The organism is Streptomyces sp. NBC_00310 (assembly GCF_036208085.1).
Taxonomy (GTDB): Bacteria; Actinomycetota; Actinomycetes; order Streptomycetales; family Streptomycetaceae; genus Streptomyces.
Genome location: NZ_CP130714.1, coordinates 7,573,171 through 7,593,965, shown reverse-complemented (window position 1 = coordinate 7,593,965; position 20,795 = coordinate 7,573,171). Strand labels below are relative to the sequence as shown.

21 protein-coding genes are annotated in these 20,795 nt (G+C 69.1%); 3 read left to right on the top strand and 18 right to left on the bottom strand.

What is annotated here, in order from left to right; translation table 11 throughout:
• Window positions 1–36 precede the first annotated feature (36 nt).
• The 3 genes from OG202_RS33425 to OG202_RS33415 all read left to right on the top strand — a co-directional run bounded on the left by OG202_RS33425 (window position 37) and on the right by OG202_RS33415 (window position 3,894).
• Window positions 37–1,224 carry a sensor histidine kinase gene (locus OG202_RS33425; RefSeq protein WP_328224033.1) on the top strand — a complete coding sequence of 396 codons (1,188 nt, stop codon included), beginning with the start codon at window positions 37–39 and terminating at the stop codon, window positions 1,222–1,224.
• Between the two features lie 49 nt (window positions 1,225–1,273).
• Window positions 1,274–1,915, top strand: a complete 642-nt coding sequence (locus tag OG202_RS33420; protein ID WP_328224032.1) for a response regulator transcription factor — start codon at window positions 1,274–1,276, stop codon at window positions 1,913–1,915.
• A gap of 149 nt (window positions 1,916–2,064) precedes the next feature.
• On the top strand, window positions 2,065–3,894 hold the full coding sequence (locus tag OG202_RS33415; RefSeq protein WP_328224031.1) for a glycosyl hydrolase family 18 protein: 1,830 nt from the start codon (window positions 2,065–2,067) through the stop codon (window positions 3,892–3,894).
• 16 nt (window positions 3,895–3,910) lie between these two features.
• Here OG202_RS33415 and OG202_RS33410 read toward each other — a convergent pair whose 3' ends face one another.
• From OG202_RS33410 to OG202_RS33325, 18 genes are all read right to left on the bottom strand, one after another.
• Window positions 3,911–4,363, bottom strand: a complete 453-nt coding sequence (locus tag OG202_RS33410) for a DUF2550 domain-containing protein (RefSeq protein WP_326577403.1) — start codon at window positions 4,361–4,363, stop codon at window positions 3,911–3,913.
• A 149-nt stretch (window positions 4,364–4,512) separates the two neighbouring features.
• A complete protein-coding gene (locus OG202_RS33405) occupies window positions 4,513–4,887 on the bottom strand; it encodes a F0F1 ATP synthase subunit epsilon (protein ID WP_326577405.1) in 375 nt (124 codons plus the stop codon).
• Window positions 4,888–5,018: 131 nt separating this feature from the next.
• The gene (gene atpD, locus OG202_RS33400; RefSeq protein ID WP_326577410.1) at window positions 5,019–6,455 is read right to left on the bottom strand and encodes a F0F1 ATP synthase subunit beta; all 1,437 of its coding nucleotides are present in this window, start codon (window positions 6,453–6,455) and stop codon (window positions 5,019–5,021) included.
• The gene (locus OG202_RS33395; protein ID WP_326577413.1) at window positions 6,455–7,372 is read right to left on the bottom strand and encodes a F0F1 ATP synthase subunit gamma; all 918 of its coding nucleotides are present in this window, start codon (window positions 7,370–7,372) and stop codon (window positions 6,455–6,457) included. The genes atpD and OG202_RS33395 overlap by 1 nt, the downstream gene beginning before the upstream one ends.
• Window positions 7,373–7,393: 21 nt before the next feature.
• Window positions 7,394–8,983, bottom strand: a complete 1,590-nt coding sequence (gene atpA / locus OG202_RS33390) for a F0F1 ATP synthase subunit alpha (protein WP_326577414.1) — start codon at window positions 8,981–8,983, stop codon at window positions 7,394–7,396.
• Between the two features lie 133 nt (window positions 8,984–9,116).
• Window positions 9,117–9,932, bottom strand: coding sequence for a F0F1 ATP synthase subunit delta (locus tag OG202_RS33385; RefSeq protein ID WP_328224030.1), 816 nt, complete (start codon window positions 9,930–9,932; stop codon window positions 9,117–9,119).
• Entirely contained in the window at window positions 9,929–10,477 is a 549-nt protein-coding gene (locus OG202_RS33380) for a F0F1 ATP synthase subunit B (protein WP_327727794.1), read from the bottom strand. The genes OG202_RS33385 and OG202_RS33380 overlap by 4 nt, the downstream gene beginning before the upstream one ends.
• A gap of 44 nt (window positions 10,478–10,521) precedes the next feature.
• Window positions 10,522–10,752, bottom strand: a complete 231-nt coding sequence (atpE, locus tag OG202_RS33375) for an ATP synthase F0 subunit C (protein ID WP_326577418.1) — start codon at window positions 10,750–10,752, stop codon at window positions 10,522–10,524.
• A gap of 74 nt (window positions 10,753–10,826) precedes the next feature.
• Complete coding sequence (gene atpB, locus OG202_RS33370) at window positions 10,827–11,597, bottom strand: F0F1 ATP synthase subunit A (protein ID WP_326585619.1); 771 nt, start codon at window positions 11,595–11,597, stop codon at window positions 10,827–10,829.
• A 273-nt stretch (window positions 11,598–11,870) separates the two neighbouring features.
• Window positions 11,871–12,308, bottom strand: coding sequence for a hypothetical protein (locus OG202_RS33365; protein WP_013000662.1), 438 nt, complete (start codon window positions 12,306–12,308; stop codon window positions 11,871–11,873).
• A 432-nt stretch (window positions 12,309–12,740) separates the two neighbouring features.
• Entirely contained in the window at window positions 12,741–14,024 is a 1,284-nt protein-coding gene (locus tag OG202_RS33360; protein ID WP_326577420.1) for an MraY family glycosyltransferase, read from the bottom strand.
• 129 nt (window positions 14,025–14,153) lie between these two features.
• The gene (glyA, locus tag OG202_RS33355; protein ID WP_326577422.1) at window positions 14,154–15,392 is read right to left on the bottom strand and encodes a serine hydroxymethyltransferase; all 1,239 of its coding nucleotides are present in this window, start codon (window positions 15,390–15,392) and stop codon (window positions 14,154–14,156) included.
• Window positions 15,393–15,607: 215 nt separating this feature from the next.
• Window positions 15,608–16,279, bottom strand: a complete 672-nt coding sequence (locus OG202_RS33350; protein WP_152171688.1) for an arsenate reductase/protein-tyrosine-phosphatase family protein — start codon at window positions 16,277–16,279, stop codon at window positions 15,608–15,610.
• On the bottom strand, window positions 16,276–16,923 hold the full coding sequence (locus OG202_RS33345) for an L-threonylcarbamoyladenylate synthase (protein ID WP_326577426.1): 648 nt from the start codon (window positions 16,921–16,923) through the stop codon (window positions 16,276–16,278). Before OG202_RS33345 ends, OG202_RS33350 begins: the two co-directional genes overlap by 4 nt.
• Before the next feature lie 59 nt (window positions 16,924–16,982).
• Window positions 16,983–17,828, bottom strand: coding sequence for a peptide chain release factor N(5)-glutamine methyltransferase (gene prmC, locus OG202_RS33340; RefSeq protein WP_326577428.1), 846 nt, complete (start codon window positions 17,826–17,828; stop codon window positions 16,983–16,985).
• 37 nt (window positions 17,829–17,865) lie between these two features.
• A complete protein-coding gene (gene prfA / locus OG202_RS33335; protein WP_326585620.1) occupies window positions 17,866–18,942 on the bottom strand; it encodes a peptide chain release factor 1 in 1,077 nt (358 codons plus the stop codon).
• A gap of 126 nt (window positions 18,943–19,068) precedes the next feature.
• On the bottom strand, window positions 19,069–19,290 hold the full coding sequence (gene rpmE, locus OG202_RS33330) for a 50S ribosomal protein L31 (RefSeq protein WP_326577430.1): 222 nt from the start codon (window positions 19,288–19,290) through the stop codon (window positions 19,069–19,071).
• Window positions 19,291–19,576: 286 nt separating this feature from the next.
• Window positions 19,577–20,719 carry an LCP family protein gene (locus tag OG202_RS33325; protein WP_327727796.1) on the bottom strand — a complete coding sequence of 381 codons (1,143 nt, stop codon included), beginning with the start codon at window positions 20,717–20,719 and terminating at the stop codon, window positions 19,577–19,579.
• Window positions 20,720–20,795: the final 76 nt, after the last annotated feature.

Genomic DNA, 20,795 nt, shown 5'->3' with positions numbered 1-20,795 from the left:
CAGGCGCCGGGATCCCGTCCCGTGTTGGATGGAGTCATGGCCGTACGACTGCCCCGCCCGCACCGCATGGACGTCTACATCGCCGTCGCCGGACTCCTCGGCGGTCTGCTGCTGTGGGTCCTGGACCTCGGCACGCGCACGGCCCGCGACGGGCTCGTGGTGCTCGACGGCCGCTGGTGGATCCTGCTGCCCCTGGTCGTGACCGCCGGCTGCGAAGCGCTGCGCCGCACCATGCCGCGCACCGCCCTGCTGATCGGCTGGGCCGCCCTGACGCTGGACACCATCACCCAGGGCAACCTGCTCACGGTGCTGATGTTCACCGACCTGGTGTACGCGGCCGTGCTCTACGGCCGGCCCGCCACGGCTCGCCGGGTGCCCTGGATCGCCGGCCTGGTCACCGTGGCCTTCACGGTGGTGCCCCTCGCGGCCTTCCGGAAGCCGGAGGCCCTGCTGATCGGCCTGGTCGTCGGACTGGTCTCCCTCATGCCCGCCGCCACCGGCTGGATCGTCCGCAACCACCGCGACGCCGCCGAGGCCGCCGACCTGCGTGCCGAGCAGACGGCCCTGCTGGCGGAGATGGACCGCGCCCAGGCCGTCGTGTCCGAACGGGCGCGCATGGCACGGGAGTTGCACGACATGGTCGCCAACCACCTCTCGGCGATCGCGATCCACTCCACGGCCGCGCTCTCGATCGACGACCCGGACACCTCCCGACAGGCCCTCGGGGTCATCCGCGAGAACAGCGTCGAGGGGCTGACCGAGATGCGCCGGCTGATCGGCATCCTGCGGGACACGAGCGACGACACCGAGCCGTCCGCCGCGCCCACGCTCGACGGGGTCGGCTCGCTCGTCGAGGGAGCCCGCACCAACGGGCTCGACGTGACCCTCGACGCCGATCACGGCGACTCCCTCCCCGCCCCCGTCGAACTGGCGGCGTACCGCATCGTCCAGGAGTCGTTGACGAACGTCCTCAAGCACGCCTCCCCCGGCCGGGTCACCGTCGCGCTGCGCCAGACGGACAGCTCCCTCGCCATCGCCGTGACCAGTCCGTTCGGTGACCGCGACGGCCCGAGCGCGCCCGGTTCCGGCGCGGGCCTGGTGGGGATGCGGGAGCGGGTCGCCCTGCTGGGCGGCACCTTCGAGGCGGGCCCCGAGAGCTCGGGACACGGCAAGATCTGGAGCGTCCGCGCCTCCCTCCCCGTCACCGAGGGGGAGCCCGCTTGACCGCCGCCCCCGCACCCGCACCCGTCGCCGCAGTCGAAGGAGACCCCGCATGATCCGTGTGCTCGTCGCCGAGGACCAGTCCGCCGTACGGGCCGGACTGGTGCTCATCCTGGGCAGCGCGCCGGACATCGAGGTGATCGGTGAGGCGGCGGACGGCGAGCGGGCGGTGGCGCTCGCGCGGGAGCTTCGGCCGGACCTGGTGCTCATGGACGTGCAGATGCCGCGGCTGGACGGGGTCTCCGCGACCCGCCAGGTCGTCTCCGAGGGGCTGGCCGACGTGCTCGTGCTCACCACCTTCGACCTCGACGAATACGTCTTCGGGGCGCTGCGGGCCGGTGCCGCCGGGTTCCTGCTGAAGAACACGGAGGCCAAGGACCTCATCGAGGCCGTACGGGCGGTGGGGCGCGGCGAGGGTCTGATCGCCCCGGCCGTCACCCGGCGGCTGATCGCCGAGTTCGCCGCCAAGCCCGTACGCGAGCCCACGGCCGATCCGACGGTCCTCGGCTCCCTCACCCGGCGCGAACGGGAAGTCCTCTCCTGTCTGGGCGAAGGGCTGTCGAACGCGGAGATCGCCCGGCGGCTGGACATGGCCGAGGCGACGGCGAAGACACACGTCAGCCGCCTGCTGGGGAAGCTGGATCTGCGCAGCCGGGTGCAAGCGGCCGTACTGGCGCAGGAGTTGGGGGTCTGAGCCGGTTTCCGGCCCCGTTCTGATCCGTCGGGGTGTCCGGCGTGAGCGTACTGGTCCAGACCCATTGACCTATGGTCCAGACCTTTCTATTCTCGGCCGCACTGCGCCACGTCATGCTCATGCTCACGACACCCCACAAGGAGGCGCACATGCGCTTCAGGCACAGAGCCATAGCGGGTCTCGCCGCCCTTCTCCTCCCCCTCGCCGGCCTGGCCGGCCTCGCGACCCCCGCACAGGCGGCCGCCGCGGCTTCATCGGCCACCGCCACCTACGCCAAGCCCCAGGACTGGGGCTCCGGCTTCGAAGGCAAGTGGACCGTCAAGAACACCGGGACGACCACGATCAGCTCCTGGACCGTCGAGTGGGACTTCCCCTCCGGCACGTCCGTCACCTCCGCCTGGGACGCGGATGTCACCTCGTCCGGCACCCACTGGACCGCCAGGAACAAGTCCTGGAACGGCACCCTCGCACCGGGCGCCTCCGTCTCCTTCGGTTTCAACGGGAGCGGCTCAGGCTCCCCGGCCAACTGCAAGCTGAACGGCGGAAGTTGTGACGGCGGCCCGTCCGTCCCCGGTGACGCGGCACCCTCCGCCCCCGGCACCCCGACCACCTCGGACGTCACCACCACCTCGGTGAAGCTCGGCTGGAGCGCGGCCACCGACGACAAGGGGATCAAGAACTACGACGTCCTGCGCGACGGCACCAAGATCGCCACCGTCACCGGCACGACCTACACGGACACCGGCCTGACCGCCGGAACCGACTACTCGTACACCGTCCAGGCCCGCGACACCGCCGACCAGACCGGCCCGGTGAGCGGCGCCGCCGCCGTACGGACCACGGGCGGCACGAACCCGAACCCCGGCGCGAAGGTCAACCTCGGCTACTTCACCGAGTGGGGCGTCTACGGCCGCAACTACCACGTGAAGAACCTGGTGACCTCGGGCTCCGCCGCGAAGATCACCCACATCAACTACGCCTTCGGCAACGTCAAGAACGGCCAGTGCGTGCTGGACGACGCCTACGCGGCCACCGACAAGGCGTACACCGCCGACCAGTCCGTCAGCGGCACCGCCGACACCTGGGACCAGCCGCTGCGCGGCAACTTCAACCAGCTCCGCCAGCTCAAGGCCAAGTACCCGCACATCAAGGTGCTGTACTCCTTCGGCGGCTGGACCTACTCCGGCGGCTTCGGCCAGGCCGCGCAGAACCCGGCCGCGTTCGCCAAGTCCTGCAAAGCCGTCGTGGAGGACCCGCGCTGGGCCGACGTCTTCGACGGCATCGACATCGACTGGGAGTACCCGAACGCCTGCGGTCTGACCTGCGACACCTCGGGCCCCGCAGCGTTCAAGAACCTGATGTCCGCACTCCGTACCGAGTTCGGCCCGAACTACCTGGTCACCGCGGCCATCACCGCCGACGGCTCCTCCGGCGGCAAGATCGACGCGGCCGACTACGGCGGCGCCGCCACCTCGCTGAACTGGTACAACGTGATGACGTACGACTACTTCGGCGCCTGGGCGAACACCGGCCCGACCGCCCCGCACTCCCCGCTGACCTCGTACTCCGGCATCCCGACCGCCGGCTTCAACTCGGCCGACGCGATCGCCAAGCTGAAGGCGAAGGGCGTCCCGTCCGCCAAGCTCCTGCTCGGCATCGGCTTCTACGGCCGCGGCTGGACCGGCGTCACCCAGTCCGCCCCCGGCGGCACGGCGACCGGCGCGGCCACCGGCACCTACGAGGCGGGCATCGAGGACTACAAGGTGCTCAAGAACTCCTGCCCGGCCACCGGCACCATCGCGGGCACGGCGTACGCGCACTGCGGCACCAACTGGTGGAGCTACGACACCCCCGCCACCATCGGCACCAAGATGACCTGGGCCAAGAACCAGGGCCTGGGCGGCGCCTTCTTCTGGGAGTTCAGCGGCGACACCACGAGCGGTGAGCTGGTGAACGCGATCAGTAACGGACTCAAGTAGCGACTGCGATGAGCGTCTAGGCGACATTGACGCGCTGACCGGGCGGGGCTGCCTCCAGCCACGCGAGGAAACCGGTCAGCGCGTCCTCGCTCATCGCCAGTTCGAGACGGGTCCCGCGGTGCAGGCACGCGAGGATCACGGCGTCGGAGAGAAGCGCCAGCTCCTCCTCACCCTCGGGGGTGCGACGCCCGGCCACCTCGATCGCCGAGCGCTCCAGGACGCGGCGGGGGCGGGGCGAGTACGAGAAGACGCGGTACCACTCGATGCGGTCACCGTTGTAGCGGGCGACTCCATAGCCCCAGCCCTTGCCGTTCTCGTCGCTACCGGGTTTCTCCGGGGCCTCCCAGCGGAGGCTGCAGTCGAAGGTGCCGCCGGAGCGCTGGATGAGGCGCCGGCGCAGTCCGAAGACGAAAAGCCCCACCACCACGAGCGCGATCACCGACCCGCACACAGTCAGAGCGAGGACCATCGACACCGACCTCCTCGTCTCCTAGGTAATGCGACTGCCAGGTAATGGAACGTAAAAAACACCCACATTTGCCTCAGCCGCGGCCGGATCAGGATGAAGACATCCAGACCCAGCCGCGGCTGAGGTACAGCATCACACGACGTGCGGGCTCAGCGCGCCGCCGCCGTACGCAGTCGTACATCCGCGCGGCGCTCGGCGGCGGCGTCGCCCGCCGCCTTCGCGCGCTCCAGCTCTCGCTCCGCGCCCTGGACGTCGATCTCGTCGGCCAGCTCGGCGACCTCGGCCAGCAGGGACAGCTTGTTGTCCGCGAACGAGATGAAACCGCCGTGCACGGCGACGACGACGGTGCCGCCCTCACTCGTACGGATGGTCACCGGGCCCGACTCCAGCACACCGAGCAGCGGCTGGTGACCGGGCATGACGCCGATGTCGCCGGACGTGGTACGGGCGACGACCAGGGTGGCCTGGCCCGACCAGACCTCTCGGTCGGCCGCGACCAGCGCGACGTGCAGCTCAGCAGCCAAGGTGGCTCCTCGGGTCACCACCCGGCGCCTCGGCCGGGTGTTGGGTTCAATTCTAGAGGGAGTGCAGAGAGGGGCGGGACGCACCCCATGAGGTGTGGCCTCGCCCCCCACTGTTCACGAGTCGCCGGGCGTCAGGAGACGCCGAGCTCCTTCGCGTTCTTCTTCAGGTCCTCGATACCACCGCAGAGGAAGAACGCCTGCTCCGGGAAGTGGTCGTACTCACCGTCGATGATCGCGTTGAACGCGGTGATCGACTCCTCCAGCGGGACGTCCGACCCGTCGACGCCGGTGAACTGCTTGGCGACGTGGGTGTTCTGGGACAGGAAGCGCTCCACGCGACGGGCGCGGTGGACGGTGAGCTTGTCCTCCTCGCCGAGCTCGTCGATACCGAGGATCGCGATGATGTCCTGGAGGTCCTTGTACTTCTGCAGCACCGTCTTGACGCGCATGGCGGTGTTGTAGTGGTCCGCCGCGATGTAGCGGGGGTCCAGGATGCGGGACGTGGAGTCCAGCGGGTCCACGGCCGGGTAGATGCCCTTCTCGGAGATCGGACGGGAGAGAACCGTCGTCGCGTCGAGGTGGGCGAAGGTGGTGGCCGGGGCCGGGTCGGTCAGGTCGTCCGCGGGGACGTAGATCGCCTGCATCGAGGTGATCGAGTGACCACGGGTCGAGGTGATGCGCTCCTGGAGGAGACCCATCTCGTCGGCCAGGTTCGGCTGGTAACCCACCGCGGAGGGCATCCGGCCGAGCAGGGTCGACACCTCGGAACCGGCCTGGGTGAAGCGGAAGATGTTGTCGATGAAGAACAGCACGTCCTGCTTCTGCACATCGCGGAAGTACTCCGCCATGGTCAGACCGGCCAGGGCCACGCGCAGACGGGTGCCCGGGGGCTCGTCCATCTGGCCGAAGACCAGGGCGGTCTTGTCGATGACGCCCGACTCCGCCATCTCCTCGATGAGGTCGTTGCCCTCACGGGTGCGCTCACCGACACCGGCGAACACGGAGACACCGTCGTGGTTGTTGGCGACGCGGTAGATCATCTCCTGGATGAGCACCGTCTTGCCGACGCCGGCACCGCCGAACAGGCCGATCTTTCCACCCTTGACGTACGGGGTGAGAAGGTCGATGACCTTGACGCCGGTCTCGAACATCTCGGTCTTCGACTCGAGCTCGTCGAAGTTGGGGGCCTTGCGGTGGATGGTCCAGCGCTCGCCGTCGTACTGCTCGTCGGTGTTCAGTACCTCACCGAGGGTGTTGAACACCTTGCCCTTGGTGAAGTCACCGACCGGGACGGAGATGCCCGTGCCGGTGTCGGTGACCGCGGCCTGGCGGACCAGACCGTCGGTGGGCTGCATCGAGATCGTGCGGACCAGGCCGTCACCCAGGTGCTGGGCGACCTCCAGGGTCAGCGTCTTCTTCGCGCCGTCCTGGGCCGGGTCGGCCACCTCGACGTGAAGGGCGTTGTAGATCTCCGGCATGGCGTCGACGGGGAATTCCACGTCGACGACCGGGCCGATGACCCGGGCGACGCGGCCCGTGGCAACGGCCGTCTCAACTGTCGTCGTCATTACCTGTCACTCCCCGCGGTCGCGTCGGCCAGGGCTGCGGAGCCACCGACGATCTCGCTGATTTCCTGGGTGATTTCGGCCTGGCGGGCCGCGTTGGCAAGGCGGGAGAGCGTGTTGATCAAGTCTCCCGCGTTGTCGGTCGCCGACTTCATCGCACGGCGCGTGGCGGCGTGCTTGGAGGCAGCCGACTGGAGCAGCGCGTTGTAGATACGGCTCTCGACGTAGCGCGGCAGCAGGGCGTCGAGGACGTCCTCCGCCGACGGCTCGAAGTCGTACAGCGGAAGGATCTCGCCCTTCGGCGCGGACTCCTCGGCCACCTTGTCGAGGCTGAGCGGCAGCAAACGGGCGTTGAGCGCCGTCTGCGTCATCATCGAGACGAACTCGGTGAAGACGATGTGGAGTTCGTCCACGCCGCCGTCCGCCGTCTCCTTCTCGATCGCCTCGATCAGCGGACCCGCGACCTTCTTCGCGTCCGCGTAGGTGGGCTCGTCGGTGAAGCCCGACCACGACTCCACGACCTTGCGCTCGCGGAAGTTGTAGTGGGCCAGACCGCGGCGGCCGACGATGTACGTGTCGACCTCCTTGCCCTCCGCCTCGAGGCGCGCCGTCAGCTGCTCGGCGACCTTGATGGCGTTGGAGTTGAAGGCGCCGGCCAGTCCGCGGTCGCTCGTGAGGAGCAGCACCGCGGAGCGGGTCGCCGTCTCCGCCTCCGTGGTCAGCGGATGCTTGGTGTTCGAACCGGTACCGACCGCCGTGACCGCGCGGGTGAGCTCGGTCGCGTACGGCGCGGAGGCCGCCACCTTGCGCTGCGCCTTGACGACGCGCGAGGCGGCGATCATCTCCATCGCCTTGGTGATCTTCTTGGTCGCGGTGACGGATCGGATGCGACGCTTGTAGACCCGGAGCTGGGCTCCCATGAGTCAGGTCCCTTCCTTACGTCACTTGGCCGTGGCCGGGGCGTCCTCGCCGAGAAGCTTGCCGTCCGAGGTCTCGAACTGCTTCTTGAACTCGGCGATCGCGTCGGCAACAGCGGTGAGGGTGTCGTCCGACATCTTGCCGCCCTCCTTGATGGAGGTCATGAGGCCCTGCTCCTTGCGGTGCAGGTACTCCAGCAGCTCCTTCTCGAAGCGGCGGACGTCGGAGACCGGGACATCGTCCATCTTGCCGGTGGTACCGGCCCACACGGAGACGACCTGGTCCTCGGTCGGCATCGGCTGGTACTGCGGCTGCTTGAGCAGCTCGACCAGGCGCTGACCGCGCTCCAGCTGCGACTTCGACGCGGCGTCCAGGTCGGAACCGAAGGCGGCGAACGCCTCCAGCTCACGGTACTGGGCGAGGTCGAGGCGCAGACGGCCGGAGACCTGCTTCATCGCCTTGTGCTGCGCGGAACCACCGACTCGGGAGACGGAGATACCGACGTTCAGCGCGGGGCGCTGACCGGCGTTGAAGAGGTCCGACTCCAGGAAGCACTGGCCGTCGGTGATGGAGATGACGTTGGTCGGGATGAACGCCGAGACGTCGTTGGCCTTCGTCTCGACGATCGGCAGACCGGTCATCGAGCCCGCGCCCAGCTCGTCGGAGAGCTTCGCGCAGCGCTCCAGCAGACGGGAGTGCAGGTAGAAGACGTCACCCGGGTAGGCCTCGCGGCCCGGCGGGCGGCGCAGCAGCAGCGACACGGCGCGGTAGGCGTCGGCCTGCTTCGAGAGGTCGTCGAAGATGATGAGGACGTGCTTGCCCTCGTACATCCACTGCTGACCGATGGCCGAACCGGTGTACGGCGCCAGGTACTTGAAGCCGGCCGGGTCGGACGCCGGGGCGGCGACGATGGTCGTGTACTCCAGCGCGCCGGCCTCTTCGAGGGCGCCACGCACGGAGGCGATGGTCGAGCCCTTCTGGCCGATGGCGACGTAGACGCAGCGGACCTGCTTCTTCGGGTCGCCGGAGCGCCAGTTGTCGCGCTGGTTGATGATCGTGTCGACGGCCAGGGCGGTCTTGCCGGTCTGGCGGTCACCGATGATCAGCTGACGCTGGCCGCGGCCGACCGGGGTCATCGCGTCGACGGCCTTGTAGCCGGTCTCCATCGGCTCGTGCACCGACTTACGGGCCATGACGCCGGGAGCCTGCAGCTCCAGGGCACGGCGGCCGGACGTCTCGATCTCGCCGAGGCCGTCGATCGGGTTGCCGAGCGGGTCGACGACGCGGCCGAGGTAGCCCTCGCCCACGGCGACCGACAGGACCTCGCCGGTACGGGTGACCGGCTGGCCCTCCTCGATGCCGCTGAACTCACCGAGGACGATGGCGCCGATCTCGCGCTCTTCCAGGTTCAGCGCGAGGCCGAGGGTGCCGTCCTCGAACTTCAGCAGTTCGTTGGCCATGGCCGAGGGAAGTCCCTCGACCTTCGCGATGCCGTCGCCGGCAAGGGTGACCGTACCGACCTCCTCGCGCGAGGCCGCGTCCGGCTTGTACGACTGGACGAAGTTCTCCAGCGCGTCCCGGATCTCCTCCGGCCGGATCGTGAGCTCCGCCATCTGGGTTCCCTGCTCTCCTTGTTGGGCCCGAAGTTTCACTTGGGGGGATGGGGACTCCCCCCTGAACGAGGTGAATCCTCTGCACGGCCCAACCGGGCCGCAGACATACGTACGTACTGCTATGAAGTTTGTGCTAGCTCGCCAGGCGGCGGCCGGCGTCCTCGAGTCGGTCCGCGATCGAGCCGTTGATGACCTCGTCGCCGACCTGGACCCGGATCCCGCCGAGGACGCGTGGGTCCACGTCGAGGTTGAGGTGCATGGCGCGGCCGTAGAGCTTCGCGAGGGCGGCGCCGAGGCGTCGCTTCTGCGGGTCGCTCAGCGGGACCGCCGAGGTGACGACGGCGACCATGCGGTCCCGGCGCTCGGCGGCGAGCTTGGACAGGGACTCGAGTCCCGCTTCCAGGCTACGTCCACGCGGCGCGGTCACGAGGCGCGTCACCAGACGCTCGGTGGTGGCCTTGGCGCGGCCGCCGAGCAGGCTGCGCAGCAGCTCGCTCTTGGCCGAGGCGCCTGCGGCACGGTCGGTCAGCGCGGCCCGCAGCTCGGTGTTCGAGGCGACGATCCGGCCGAACCGGAACAGCTCGTCCTCGACGTCGTCGAGCGTGCCCGACCGCTGCGCGGCGGTGAGGTCGGCGACGGCGGCCAGCTGCTCCAGCGCGTCCACCAGGTCGCGGGACTGCGACCAGCGGGAACGCACCAGACCGGACACCAGGTCGACGGTGGTCGCGCCGACCTGGCCGCCGAGGATGCGGCCGGCCAGCTCGGCCTTGGCCTCGCCGGACTGCGCCGGGTCGGTGAGGACCCGACGCAGCGACACCTCGCGGTCGAGCAGCGCGGTGACGGCGGCCAGCTCGTCGGCGAGGACCGCCGCGTCCACGGACGTGGAGTCCGTCAGCGCGTCGAGACGCGTCCGTGCGGCTGCCAGGGCCTCGCGGCTCGCTCCGTTCATCGCGTGGCCTCGGCCTTCTCCTCGAGGTCGTCGAGGAACCGGTCGATCACACGGCTCTGCCGGGCGTGGTCCTCAAGGGACTCACCGACGAGCTTGCCGGCCAGGTCGGTGGCGAGCTTGCCCACGTCCTGACGCAGGGCCGAAGAGGCGGCCTTGCGGTCGGCCACGAGCTGCGAGTGACCGGCGGCGATGATCTCCTCGCGCTGCCGCTGGCCCTCTGCACGCATCTCGGCGATGAGAGTGGCGCCCTGCTCCTGCGCCTCCTGGCGCAGACGCGCGGCCTCGTGCCGGGCCTCGGCGAGCTGAGCCTTGTACTGCTCAAGAACGCTCTGGGCCTCGACCTTCATGGCCTCGGCCTCTTCGATACCGCCCTCGATCGCGTCACGGCGCTCTTCCAGAACCTTGTTGATGTTCGGGAGAAGCTTCTTCCAGAAGAAGAAGAACACGATGGCGAAGGCGATGGCGCCCACGAGCAGCTCGGGGCCCGGCGGGATGAGCGGGTTCTGCTCCTCCTCGGCCGCCAGCTGTACCAGGTTGGCGATCACATCAGTGCCTTTCCTTGAAAGGTTTCGATCGTCGATGCGTCGGTCTAGTAGACGAACGGCATGACGATGCCGATGAGGGCGAGCGCCTCACAGAACGCGAAGCCGAGGATCTGGTTGGCACGGATCAGACCGGCCGCTTCGGGCTGGCGGGCCAGGGCCTGGGTGCCGTTGCCGAAGATGATGCCGACGCCGACGCCGGGGCCGATGGCGGCGAGGCCATAGCCGATGGAGCCGATGTTGCCGTCGACAGCGGCGAGGGTCTCAAGGGCAGCCATGCTGATTCTTCCTTCTCTTTCAGGACCGGTGGGGGTTGGCCACCGGACGTTCTGGGGCTGGGGGTGGTTGCGGCTCAGTGGTGCTTTGCGAGAGCGCCCTGAACGTAGGTGCAGGCCAGCAGCACGAACACGTATGCCTGAACGGCCTGGACGAAGAGCTCGAAACCGACCATGGCCACGGCCATCACGAAGGAGACACCGGCGGCCGGAATCATCCAGCTGTTGAGCAGGTACCAAGAGGCGACCGTGAACATGACCAGCATCAGGTGACCGGCGAACATGTTGGCGAACAGTCGCACCGCGTGCGTGAAGGGACGGACCAGCAGGTTCGAGAAGAACTCGATGACCATGACCAGCGGCAGGACCGGGCCGAGCGACTTGTCGTAGCCGGTGACGTTCTTGAAGAAGCCCACGAAACCGTGCTTCTTGAAGGTCAGCGACACCCACACCACGTAGACGATGGCGGCCAGCACCATCGGGTAGGCGATGACCGAGGACACCGGGAACTGTGCCAGCGGGATCACGGACCAGATGTTCATGATCCAGATGAAGAAGAACAGCGAGACCATGAAGGGGACGAACTTCTCCCCGTCCTTCTTGCCAATGGTCTCGTAGACGATTCCGCGGCGTACGAAGTCGTATCCCGCCTCGCCGATCATCTGCAGCTTGCCCGGGACCACCTTCGCCTTGCCGAAGGCGAGCGTGAAGAAGGTGATCACCAGGAGGGTGGTGATGAGCGCGAGCAGCATCACCTTGTTGAACTCGAACCCGCCGACCGTGGCGATCGGCTTGAAGAGGAACGAGTGCAGGCCCGGAGCCGGGAAGCCACAGCCGTTGTCGGACATGATCCGACAGCTCCAGTCAAAGGCGAGCTGGGTCCGGTCAGCACTCACCACGGGCTCCTTCGGCGTGACGCATGGGTACGGCAACCTCGTTGTGTCGGCGCGGCGCGCAGCCGCGGGTCGGCACTGGACTGGTGTTACGGATGTGGGGGCGGCTGGGGGGCATCAAGCCTCGCGATTGAGCAGGCGTCAGCTCAGATGCCCGCGCCCGCGATGCCGCAGTTGGCACCGGACGATAGCAGTAGTTCGCACACGCCCTTATCCCGGCCCTACTCCTCACGACGAGTGCCCCGATTTTTCGGGCTTGTTGCCCGTCGACGCATCGGGTTCGACGTAGAGGATCTTGGCCTTCATATGCGCGCGCGTCTGTGCGGCGATCCACACGAGCGTGGTGGCGACGAGCGTGAACGCGAAGGCCCTGGGGTGGAACAGAGTGGTGTTCTTGAACGCGGACAGAAAGATGAACAACAGCAGAATCTGTGCCGCGTAGAGCATCAGCCCCATCATCTGGAACAGATGAGGAAGCGATTTGGCAGTGCGCTGCAGAACGTAGAGCCCGATTCCCATGAAGAGAATCGTGATCACCGCCGCGACGACGGCACCGAGAGCCCCCTTGCCTCCGACGACCACACCGCTGATGACAGCGGCGATCGCGCCGGCGGCTGCCGTGGGTACGGCAGCCTGAAGGAGGGTCCGGACGTCATTGGACGGCATGGCGGCAACTCCGCTTGCTGAGGGGGCAGGGTGTCGTCATGGACGAGCGTAGACCCCGGGGTCGAGCGGAAATCTCCGGCCGCTGGACCGTCGCAATGCGGTCCTTCGACTCTGTCCCGGGTTCTCGTGAACCGTATCACAAACTATTTGATGAGGTCTTTACCTGAATGGTGTGCCAGGTGTCACACATGAGAGTGAAGCTGCCCGTCTGTGCAAAATCCATGCCGACTTGTCTGGTATAAGGCCGTTTGCACCGCCAGGGTCGTGCATGGCATCGGCAAAGCGTTAGTCAGATTCTTACCTTCCCGTCAGCGCGAGGCCCCGCCCTGGCGCCCTCACGACGGACGGCCGGGGGCCGTGTGCGGTGTTCCGCACACGGCCCCCGGCCGGTTCTCGAGGCAGTGACGAGGGCGCGCGCGAGACGGTCGCGCCTCAGCGGCGCGCACCCGCCGGGCTGCGTTCCGCTTCGTGTGTACGGCCACCGATCGCCGTCGCGCCGTTGAGGGACGGGGTCCAGTCGGCGACGGGCTCGGCGGCGACGGCCGGGACCGCGCGGCGGCGGTAGCGGGGCGGTACGAAGCGTTCCGCCCAGCGCGGGGCGCGCGGGGTGAAGCGGGGCAGCAGGAGCAGGAAGAGGCCGACGCCGCTGAGCATGGCGATGGCCAGGACGATCCACATGGACGCCGAGTTCACGGTGTACGCCAGGGTGCCGAAGGCGATGACCGCGGACCAGAAGTACATGATCAGCACGGCCCGGCTGTGCGAGTGCCCGACCTCCAGGAGCCGGTGGTGCAGGTGCCCCCGGTCGGCGGCGAACGGCGACTGGCCGCGCCAGGTACGGCGCACGATCGCGAGGATCAGGTCGGCCGCCGGGATCGCGAGGATCGACAGCGGCATCAGCAGCGGGATGTAGACCGGGACCATAGAGTAGACCGTGCTGCGCTCCGAGCCGTACAGGTTCATCACGTCCGGGTCGACCTGCCCCGTGATGGAGATCGCGCCGGCCGCCAGCACCAGGCCGATCATCATCGAGCCGGAGTCGCCCATGAAGACCCGCGCCGGATGCATGTTGTGCGGCAGGAAGCCCAGGCACATGCCCATCAGCACGGCCGCGAACAGGGTGGCGGGGGCCGCGGCCTCGATGCCGTAGCTGTACCAGAGGCGGTAGGCGTACATGAAGAACGCGGCGGAGGCGATGCAGACCATGCCGGCCGCGAGACCGTCGAGGCCGTCGACGAAGTTGACCGCGTTGATGGTGATCACGACCAGGGCGACCGTGAGCAGGGTGCCCTGCCACTGGGTCAGCGCGACGATGCCGACACTCGGGATGGGCAGCCACAGGATCGTCAGACCCTGCATGACCATCACGCCCGCGGCGATCATCTGGCCGCCGAGCTTGATCAGGGCGTCGATCTCGAACTTGTCGTCCAGGACGCCGATCAGCCAGATCAGCGCGGCCCCGGAGAGCAGCGCGCGTGGCTCGTTCGATTCGGCGAAGACCTGGCTGAGGTTGGTCAGATGGTCGGCGACCAGCAGACCGGCGCACAGTCCGAAGAACATCGCGATGCCGCCGAGGCGGGGCGTCGGCTCACGGTGGACGTCGCGCGCACGGATCTCCGGCATGGCTCCGGCCACGATCGCGAACTTCCGCACCGGCCCTGTCAGCAGGTACGTCACCGCGGCCGTGACGCAGAGCGTCAGGAGGTATTCACGCACGGGCTTCCCCACAGGTCTCGCTGGCCATCACAGCCCCACACCCTAGCGATGCGCGCATATGGTTGGGGACTTCCGGGTAGCGACGATGGTTGCACGTGATGCTGTGCCTGGTGGTGCGTCTACCCCACCTCAGCGCGGATACGGCGGAAATCTTCCGGCCAGGTCCCGCACTTCTTCACGCGTCCGCCTGGCGTCCACGCCGTCCCGCAGGGCCCCCGCGAACAGCCTGGCGAGCCGTGCCATCTCCACCTCGCCCATGCCCTGCGTGGTCAGCGCCGCCGTGCCCAGCCGCAGGCCACGGGCGTCGCCGTGGGGCAGCGCACAGCAGTCGAGGACGATCCCGGCGGCCGCGAGCCGTCCGCGCGCGGTGCGGCCGTCGACGCCCAATGGCGCGGGATCGACGGTGAGCAGATGGGTGTCGGTGCCGCCGGTGATGATCACAAGACCCTCCTCGGCCAGCCCCTGGGCCAGTACGCGGGCGTTGGCGACCACCTGATGGGCGTACGCGGTGAACGCCGGTGTTGCCGCCTCCCCGAACGCGACGGCCTTCGCGGCGATGGTGTGCATCTGCGCGCCGCCCTGGGTGAACGGGAACACCGCCCGGTCCACCCGCTCGGCCAGCTCGCTCCCACACAGCAGCATCCCGCCGCGCGGCCCCCGCAGCACCTTGTGTGTGGTGGCGCACACGATGTCGGCGTACGGCACCGGATTGGGCGCCGCTCCCCCGGCGACCAGCCCGATCGGATGGGCCGCGTCGGCGATGAGATAGGCGCCCACCTCGTCGGCGACCTCGCGGAAGAACGCGTAGTCGATGTGCCGGGGGTACGAGATCGACCCGCACACGATCGCCTTGGGGCGGCGCGTACGGGCCAGGGTGCGCACCTGCTCGTGGTCGATCAGCCCCGACTCGGCCTCCACTCCGTACCCGACGAAGTCGAACCAGCGCCCGGAGAAGTTGGCGGGCGACCCGTGCGTGAGATGCCCGCCGAAGTGCAGGCCCATCGCCAGCACGGTGTCGCCGGGGCGCAGCAGGGCGGCGTACGCGGCGAGTACGGCCGAAGACCCGGAATGGGACTGCACGTTGGCGTGCTCGGCCCCGAACAGCGCCTTGGCCCGTTCCACGGCCAGCCGCTCGGCGACGTCCACCATCTCGCAGCCGCCGTGGTACCGGGCCCCCGGATAGCCCTCCGCGTACTTGTTCGCCAGCGGCGACCCCAGCGCGGCGAGGACCGCCGGCGAGGTGAAGTTCTCGGCGGCGACGAGCTGCAGCGTCGTCGCCTGCCGATCGAACTCACCGAGCAGCACGTCGGCCAGCTCAGGGTCCTGCCGCCGCAGGACATCGGCCTCTAGGACAGGGGTGACCGACATGATGGACTCCGGGGCGTCGACGGTGACGTAGGACCAATGTAGGCCCGCAGGCCCGGACGCGCGCCCTGCGCTACGCCCGCGCAGGCACCCCGGTCAACGCCGTCACCACCGGACCCGATCCCCCACGCGCCCCTCGCGACGCTCGGCCCCGGCGGGCCTCCCGGCATCGGGACGCTGCGCCGGACTCCGCCCGCCGACCCACCCCACGCCCGGGATCAAGCCCGCGCGGGCACCCCGGTCAACGCCGTCACCACCGGATCCAACGCCTGATGTATCTCGTCACCCACCGACTGGAAGAACGGCAGCGGCGCCCCGTAGGGGTCGTAGACCTCGTCGGCCTCGGCGGTGGGGGCCAGGAGCCACCCGCGTAGAGCCGCGGCGGCGCGGACCAGGGCCCGTGCGCGGACGACCATGCCCTCCTCCAGGGGAGGGAGGGTGGTGGGGTCGATGGCGCGGACGAGGCGGGTGAACTCCTTCAGGGTGAAGGTGCGCAGCCCGGCGGAGTGCCCCATGGAGATGACCTGGGCCCGGTGATCGCGGGTGGCCGTCAGCACGAGGTCGGCGCGGATGACGTGCTCGTCCAGCAGCTCACGCCCCGTGAAGCCGGAGGCGTCCGCGCCGAAGTCCGCGAGGACCGCCTCCGCGTTCGCCTCCATGGGCGCCCCCTCGTGCCCCCAGGTCCCCGCGCTCTCGACGACCAGACCGCCCCACAGCGGGTCCCCGAGACGGTCCGCCAGGGCATGCCGGGTCAGCCGCTCGGTGATCGGCGAGCGGCACACGTTGCCGGTGCTGACGTGGAGGATGCGGAAGGTGTCACGCGGCAGACCCGTGAAGGTCCGTGTCTCTTCCCCGTCCCATATGCCACGCCCCGCGTCAGGGGCCGTCAATTCGCCACCTCAAGGTCGGGTACGACCTTGCGGAGCTCCTCCGCCGACAGGGCGCCCGCGCGCAGCAGCACCGGGATCTTGCCCGTGACGTCGACGATCGAGGACGGCTCGTTGCCGGGCGTCGGACCGCCGTCCAGGTAGACGGAGACGGAGTCGCCGAGCATCGCCTCGGCGGCGTCACAGTTCTCCGGCGCCGGGTGACCGGTCAGGTTGGCCGAGGAGACCGCCATGGGGCCGACCTCGGTCAGCAGCTCGATGGCGACCGGGTGCAGCGGCATGCGCACGGCGACCGTGCCCCGGGTGTCGCCGAGGTCCCACTGCAGCGACGGCTGGTGCTTGGCAACGAGGGTGAGCGCGCCCGGCCAGAAGGCGTCGACCAGCTCCCAGGCCATCTCGGAGAAGTCCGTGACGAGGCCGTGCAGGGTGTTCGGGGAGCCGATGAGCACGGGTGTGGGCATGGTGCGGCCCCGGCCCTTGGCCTCCAGGAGGTCGGCCACGGCCTCGGAGGTGAAGGCGTCCGCGCCGATGCCGTACACGGTGTCCGTCGGCAGCACCACGAGCTCGCCCCGGCGAATGGCGGACGCGGCCTCGCGCAGACCGGTGGCGCGGTCGGTCGCGTCGTTGGTGTCGTATCGCCGTGCCATCTAGCGGGCCTCCTCGTACACGTACTGCTGCTGGGGGGTTCTCGTCGGGCGCGCGCTCATCAGGGCAGCGCCTTGCGGGCGGTCGCGAACCGCGGCCGGTTGTTGAGGTCCGGGTGGTCGGCCGCGTCGGCCCAGCCCCGCTCCTCGGTGAAGATCCACGGCACCTGGCCGCCCTGGGTGTCGGCGTGCTCGATGACGACGACACCGCCGGGGCGGAGGAGCCGATGCGCTGTGCGTTCGATGCCCCGGATGAGATCCAGGCCGTCCTCCCCTGAGAACAGGGCGAGTTCGGGATCGTAGTCGCGGGCCTCCGGCGCCACGTACTCCCACTCCGTGAGCGGGATGTACGGCGGATTGCAGACGACCAGGTCGACCTGGCCGTCGAGGTCGCGGAAGGCGTCGAGGGCGTTGCCCTGGCGCAGGTCGACCCTGGAGCCCGCCATGTTCTTGCGGGTCCACTTCAGGGCGTCCTCGGACAGCTCCACGGCGTGCACGCGCGAGCGCGGCACCTCCTGGGCGAGGGCGAGGGCGATGGCGCCGGAGCCGGTGCACAGATCGACGATGAGCGGCTCGACGACGTCCATCGCGCGGACGGCGTCTATGGCCCAGCCGACCACCGACTCGGTCTCCGGCCGGGGCACGAACACCCCTGGCCCGACCTGAAGTTCGAGGTAGCGGAAGTACGCGCGCCCGGTGATGTGCTGGAGCGGCTCACGCTGCTCGCGCCGGGCGATGACCTCCCAGTACCGGGCGTCGAAGTCGGAGTCCTTGACGGTGTGCAGCTCGCCCCGCTTGACGCCGTGCACGAACGCGGCGAGCTCCTCCGCGTCGTTGCGCGGCGAGGGCACGCCGGCGTCGGCCAGGCGCTGGGTGGCCTGGGCCACTTCCGCGAGCAGCAGGTTCACGCAAGTCCTCCGTCGTCATTCGCGTTTCGTACGTGCCTTACGCGGCTGCCAGCTTCGCGGCCGAGTCGGCGTCGACGCAGGCCTGGATCACCGCGTCGAGTTCACCGTCCAGGACCTGGTCCAGGTTGTAGGACTTGAAGCCGACGCGGTGGTCCGAGATGCGGTTCTCCGGGAAGTTGTACGTGCGGATCTTCTCGGAGCGGTCGACGGTACGGACCTGGCTGCGGCGGGCGTCGGCGGCTTCCTTCTCCGCCTCCTCCTGCGCCGCGGCGAGCAGCCTGGAGCGCAGGATACGCATCGCCTGCTCCTTGTTCTGCAGCTGGCTCTTCTCGTTCTGGCAGGAGGCGACGACTCCGGTGGGAATGTGCGTGATCCGCACGGCGGAGTCGGTCGTGTTGACGGACTGGCCGCCGGGCCCGGAGGAGCGGTAGACGTCGATCCGCAGGTCGTTCGCGTTGATCTCGACGTCGACCTCCTCGGCCTCGGGGGTGACGAGCACGCCGGCCGCGGAGGTGTGGATACGGCCCTGGGACTCGGTCGCGGGCACGCGCTGCACGCGGTGCACCCCGCCCTCGTACTTCAGCCGGGCCCAGACGCCCTGGCCGGGCTCGGTGGCGCCCTGGCCGCCCTTGGTCTTCACGGCGACCTGGACGTCCTTGTAGCCGCCCAGCTCGGACTCGGTGGAGTCGATGATCTCGGTCTTCCAGCCGACGCGCTCGGCGTACCGGAGGTACATGCGCAGGAGGTCACCGGCGAAGAGCGCGGACTCGTCGCCGCCGGCGCCCGCCTTGATCTCCAGGATCACGTCCTTGTCGTCGCTGGGGTCGCGCGGGACGAGGAGCAGCCGCAGCTTCTCCGTCAGCTCCTCGCGCTGCTTCTCCAGCTCCTTGACCTCGGCGATGAAGTCCGGGTCGTCCGCGGCGAACTCGCGGGCCGTGTCGATGTCCTCGCCGGTCTGCTTCCAGGAGCGGAACGTGCCGACGATCGGGGTCAGCTCCGCGTAGCGCTTGTTCAGCTTGCGCGCGTTGGCCTGGTCCGCGTGGACCGACGGGTCGGCGAGCTTCTTCTCCAGGTCGGCGTGTTCCCCGACCAGTTCCTCGACCGCCTCGAACATCTCTCCGGCTCCCTGTACGACGTTGTGAGTGGGCCGCGCCCCGTGGGCCGCGCCCATGGGCTGCACCGCAAAGCGCCGGTCCCGGCGCCCCCGATGGGGGCGCCGCGGACCGGCGCTGGGGGCTCGCTACTTCTTGGCAGCGGCAGCCTTGCCGAAGCGGGCCTCGAAGCGGGCCACGCGGCCACCGGTGTCGAGGATCTTCTGCTTGCCCGTGTAGAACGGGTGGCACTCGGAGCAGACCTCGGCACGGATGCTGCCGCTCTCGATCGTGCTACGGGTGGTGAACGACGCGCCACAGGTGCAGCTGACCTGCGTCTCGACGTACTCGGGGTGGATGTCGCGCTTCAAGGTGTCTCCTAGTTTCGGGAGGGCGCCGGGTCGCATCCGCGGGATGCGGGAGCGTGAACCGGAGCCGACGTACCAGTCTGCCAGCACTGGTGCCATCTCCCCAAACCAGGGGGTGCGCTCAGGTATTCCCGGGGCCCGACGAGCGCCCCGGGCGCCGGGCCGGGTGACCGCCACCGGCCGGCCCACGGTACGTGGTGCTCGTGATCGCCGTTCGCGGCTGCGGGCCGTGTGTGGCTGGTCGCGTGGTACCCCGCGCCCCTGAAAGCCACAAAGCCCGCAGGCACCCTCAGGAAGCAGCCACGACCCCGTCGGCCGCGCCCGACGCCGTGCCCTTCGTCGCGGACTTCGGGATCGTCCTGTCGGCCTTCAGGGCGGCCCAGACCTGCTGGGACTTGTCCTCGTCCACCAGGACACGGTTGAGGTCGTCGGGGTCGTACTGGACCGGCATCGTGACCATCGTCATGTTCTTGGGGCTGATGCCCTTGAGGCCGCCTGCGAAGGACGCGAGGTTCTTGACGGAGTCGAGCTCGGAGTCGGTGGTGACGGCGTCGGTGGCGGTTTCGGCGAGGTCGTAGAGCTTGGTGGGACTGCTGAGGATCCCGACGGACTTGACCTGCTCGATGAGGGCCTTGATGAACGCCTGCTGGAGCTGGATGCGCCCGAGGTCGGACCCGTCGCCGACCCCGTGCCGGGTGCGGACGAGCCCGAGCGCCTGCTTGCCCGAGAGTGTGTGCTCCCCGGCCTTCAGGTTCAGATGGCTGTCGGGGTCCTTGATGTCCTTCGTCGTGGTGATGTCGACCCCGCCGAGGACGTTGATCAGCTTCTCGAAGCCCTCGAAGTCGACCTCGACGTAGTGGTCCATGCGGATCCCGCTCATGGACTCGACGGTCTTCACCGCACACGCGGCGCCCCCCGTGGAGTACGCGGAGTTGAACATCGCGTACGAGGCGGCCGGATACGTCTTGCCGTTCGCGTCGGTGCACTCGGGCCGCTCGACCAGGGTGTCCCGGGGGATGGAGACCACGCTGGCCCGCTTGTGGCCCTCGTAGACGTGCACGACCATCGCCGTGTCGGAGCGGGCGCTGCCGTCGTCCGTGCCGCCGCCCAGCTTCTTGTTGCTGCCCGAGCGCGTGTCGGAGCCGAGGACGAGGATGTCCTGCGAGCCGTTGTCGACGTCCATGGGCCGGTCGGTGCCGAGGACCTGGTTGATGTCGACGCTCTTGATGTTGCCGTTGAGCTTGAAGTACAGGTAGCCGATTCCGGTGCCGCCGAGCACCAGGACGCCCGCGGCGGTCCAGACGACGGCGAGCGCCGCTCTGCTGTGCCCGTCGCGTGACGTGCGGCGGCGGCCCTTGGCCGCGCGGTGGCGCGGGCCGGTGGTACCGGTCTTCCCTGCTATGCCGGGGTCCGGCGTGCTCTCCGCGGACATCTGCTCCTCGTTCTCTTTCCGGTCGGTTACCCCCTGCGCTCAGGCCCAGGCCTGTCGGGTCGGATGCGGCCATGGC

Bases quoted from the DNA above. Each gene is read 5' to 3' on its own strand.
- OG202_RS33425 (WP_328224033.1), top strand. From the start codon at position 37: ATGGCCGTACGACTGCCCCGCCCGCACCGCATGGACGTCTACATCGCC.
- OG202_RS33420 (WP_328224032.1), top strand. From the start codon at position 1,274: ATGATCCGTGTGCTCGTCGCCGAGGACCAGTCCGCCGTACGGGCCGGA.
- OG202_RS33415 (WP_328224031.1), top strand. From the start codon at position 2,065: ATGCGCTTCAGGCACAGAGCCATAGCGGGTCTCGCCGCCCTTCTCCTC.
- OG202_RS33410 (WP_326577403.1), bottom strand. From the start codon at position 4,363: ATGGTCCTCGCTCTGACTGTGTGCGGGTCGGTGATCGCGCTCGTGGTG.
- atpD (WP_326577410.1), bottom strand. From the start codon at position 6,455: ATGACGACGACAGTTGAGACGGCCGTTGCCACGGGCCGCGTCGCCCGG.
- OG202_RS33395 (WP_326577413.1), bottom strand. From the start codon at position 7,372: ATGGGAGCCCAGCTCCGGGTCTACAAGCGTCGCATCCGATCCGTCACC.
- atpA (WP_326577414.1), bottom strand. From the start codon at position 8,983: ATGGCGGAGCTCACGATCCGGCCGGAGGAGATCCGGGACGCGCTGGAG.
- OG202_RS33385 (WP_328224030.1), bottom strand. From the start codon at position 9,932: ATGAACGGAGCGAGCCGCGAGGCCCTGGCAGCCGCACGGACGCGTCTC.
- atpE (WP_326577418.1), bottom strand. From the start codon at position 10,752: ATGGCTGCCCTTGAGACCCTCGCCGCTGTCGACGGCAACATCGGCTCC.
- atpB (WP_326585619.1), bottom strand. From the start codon at position 11,597: ATGTCCGACAACGGCTGTGGCTTCCCGGCTCCGGGCCTGCACTCGTTC.
- OG202_RS33365 (WP_013000662.1), bottom strand. From the start codon at position 12,308: ATGCCGTCCAATGACGTCCGGACCCTCCTTCAGGCTGCCGTACCCACG.
- glyA (WP_326577422.1), bottom strand. From the start codon at position 15,392: ATGTCGGTCACCCCTGTCCTAGAGGCCGATGTCCTGCGGCGGCAGGAC.
- OG202_RS33345 (WP_326577426.1), bottom strand. From the start codon at position 16,923: ATGGCACGGCGATACGACACCAACGACGCGACCGACCGCGCCACCGGT.
- prfA (WP_326585620.1), bottom strand. From the start codon at position 18,942: ATGTTCGAGGCGGTCGAGGAACTGGTCGGGGAACACGCCGACCTGGAG.
- OG202_RS33325 (WP_327727796.1), bottom strand. From the start codon at position 20,719: ATGTCCGCGGAGAGCACGCCGGACCCCGGCATAGCAGGGAAGACCGGT.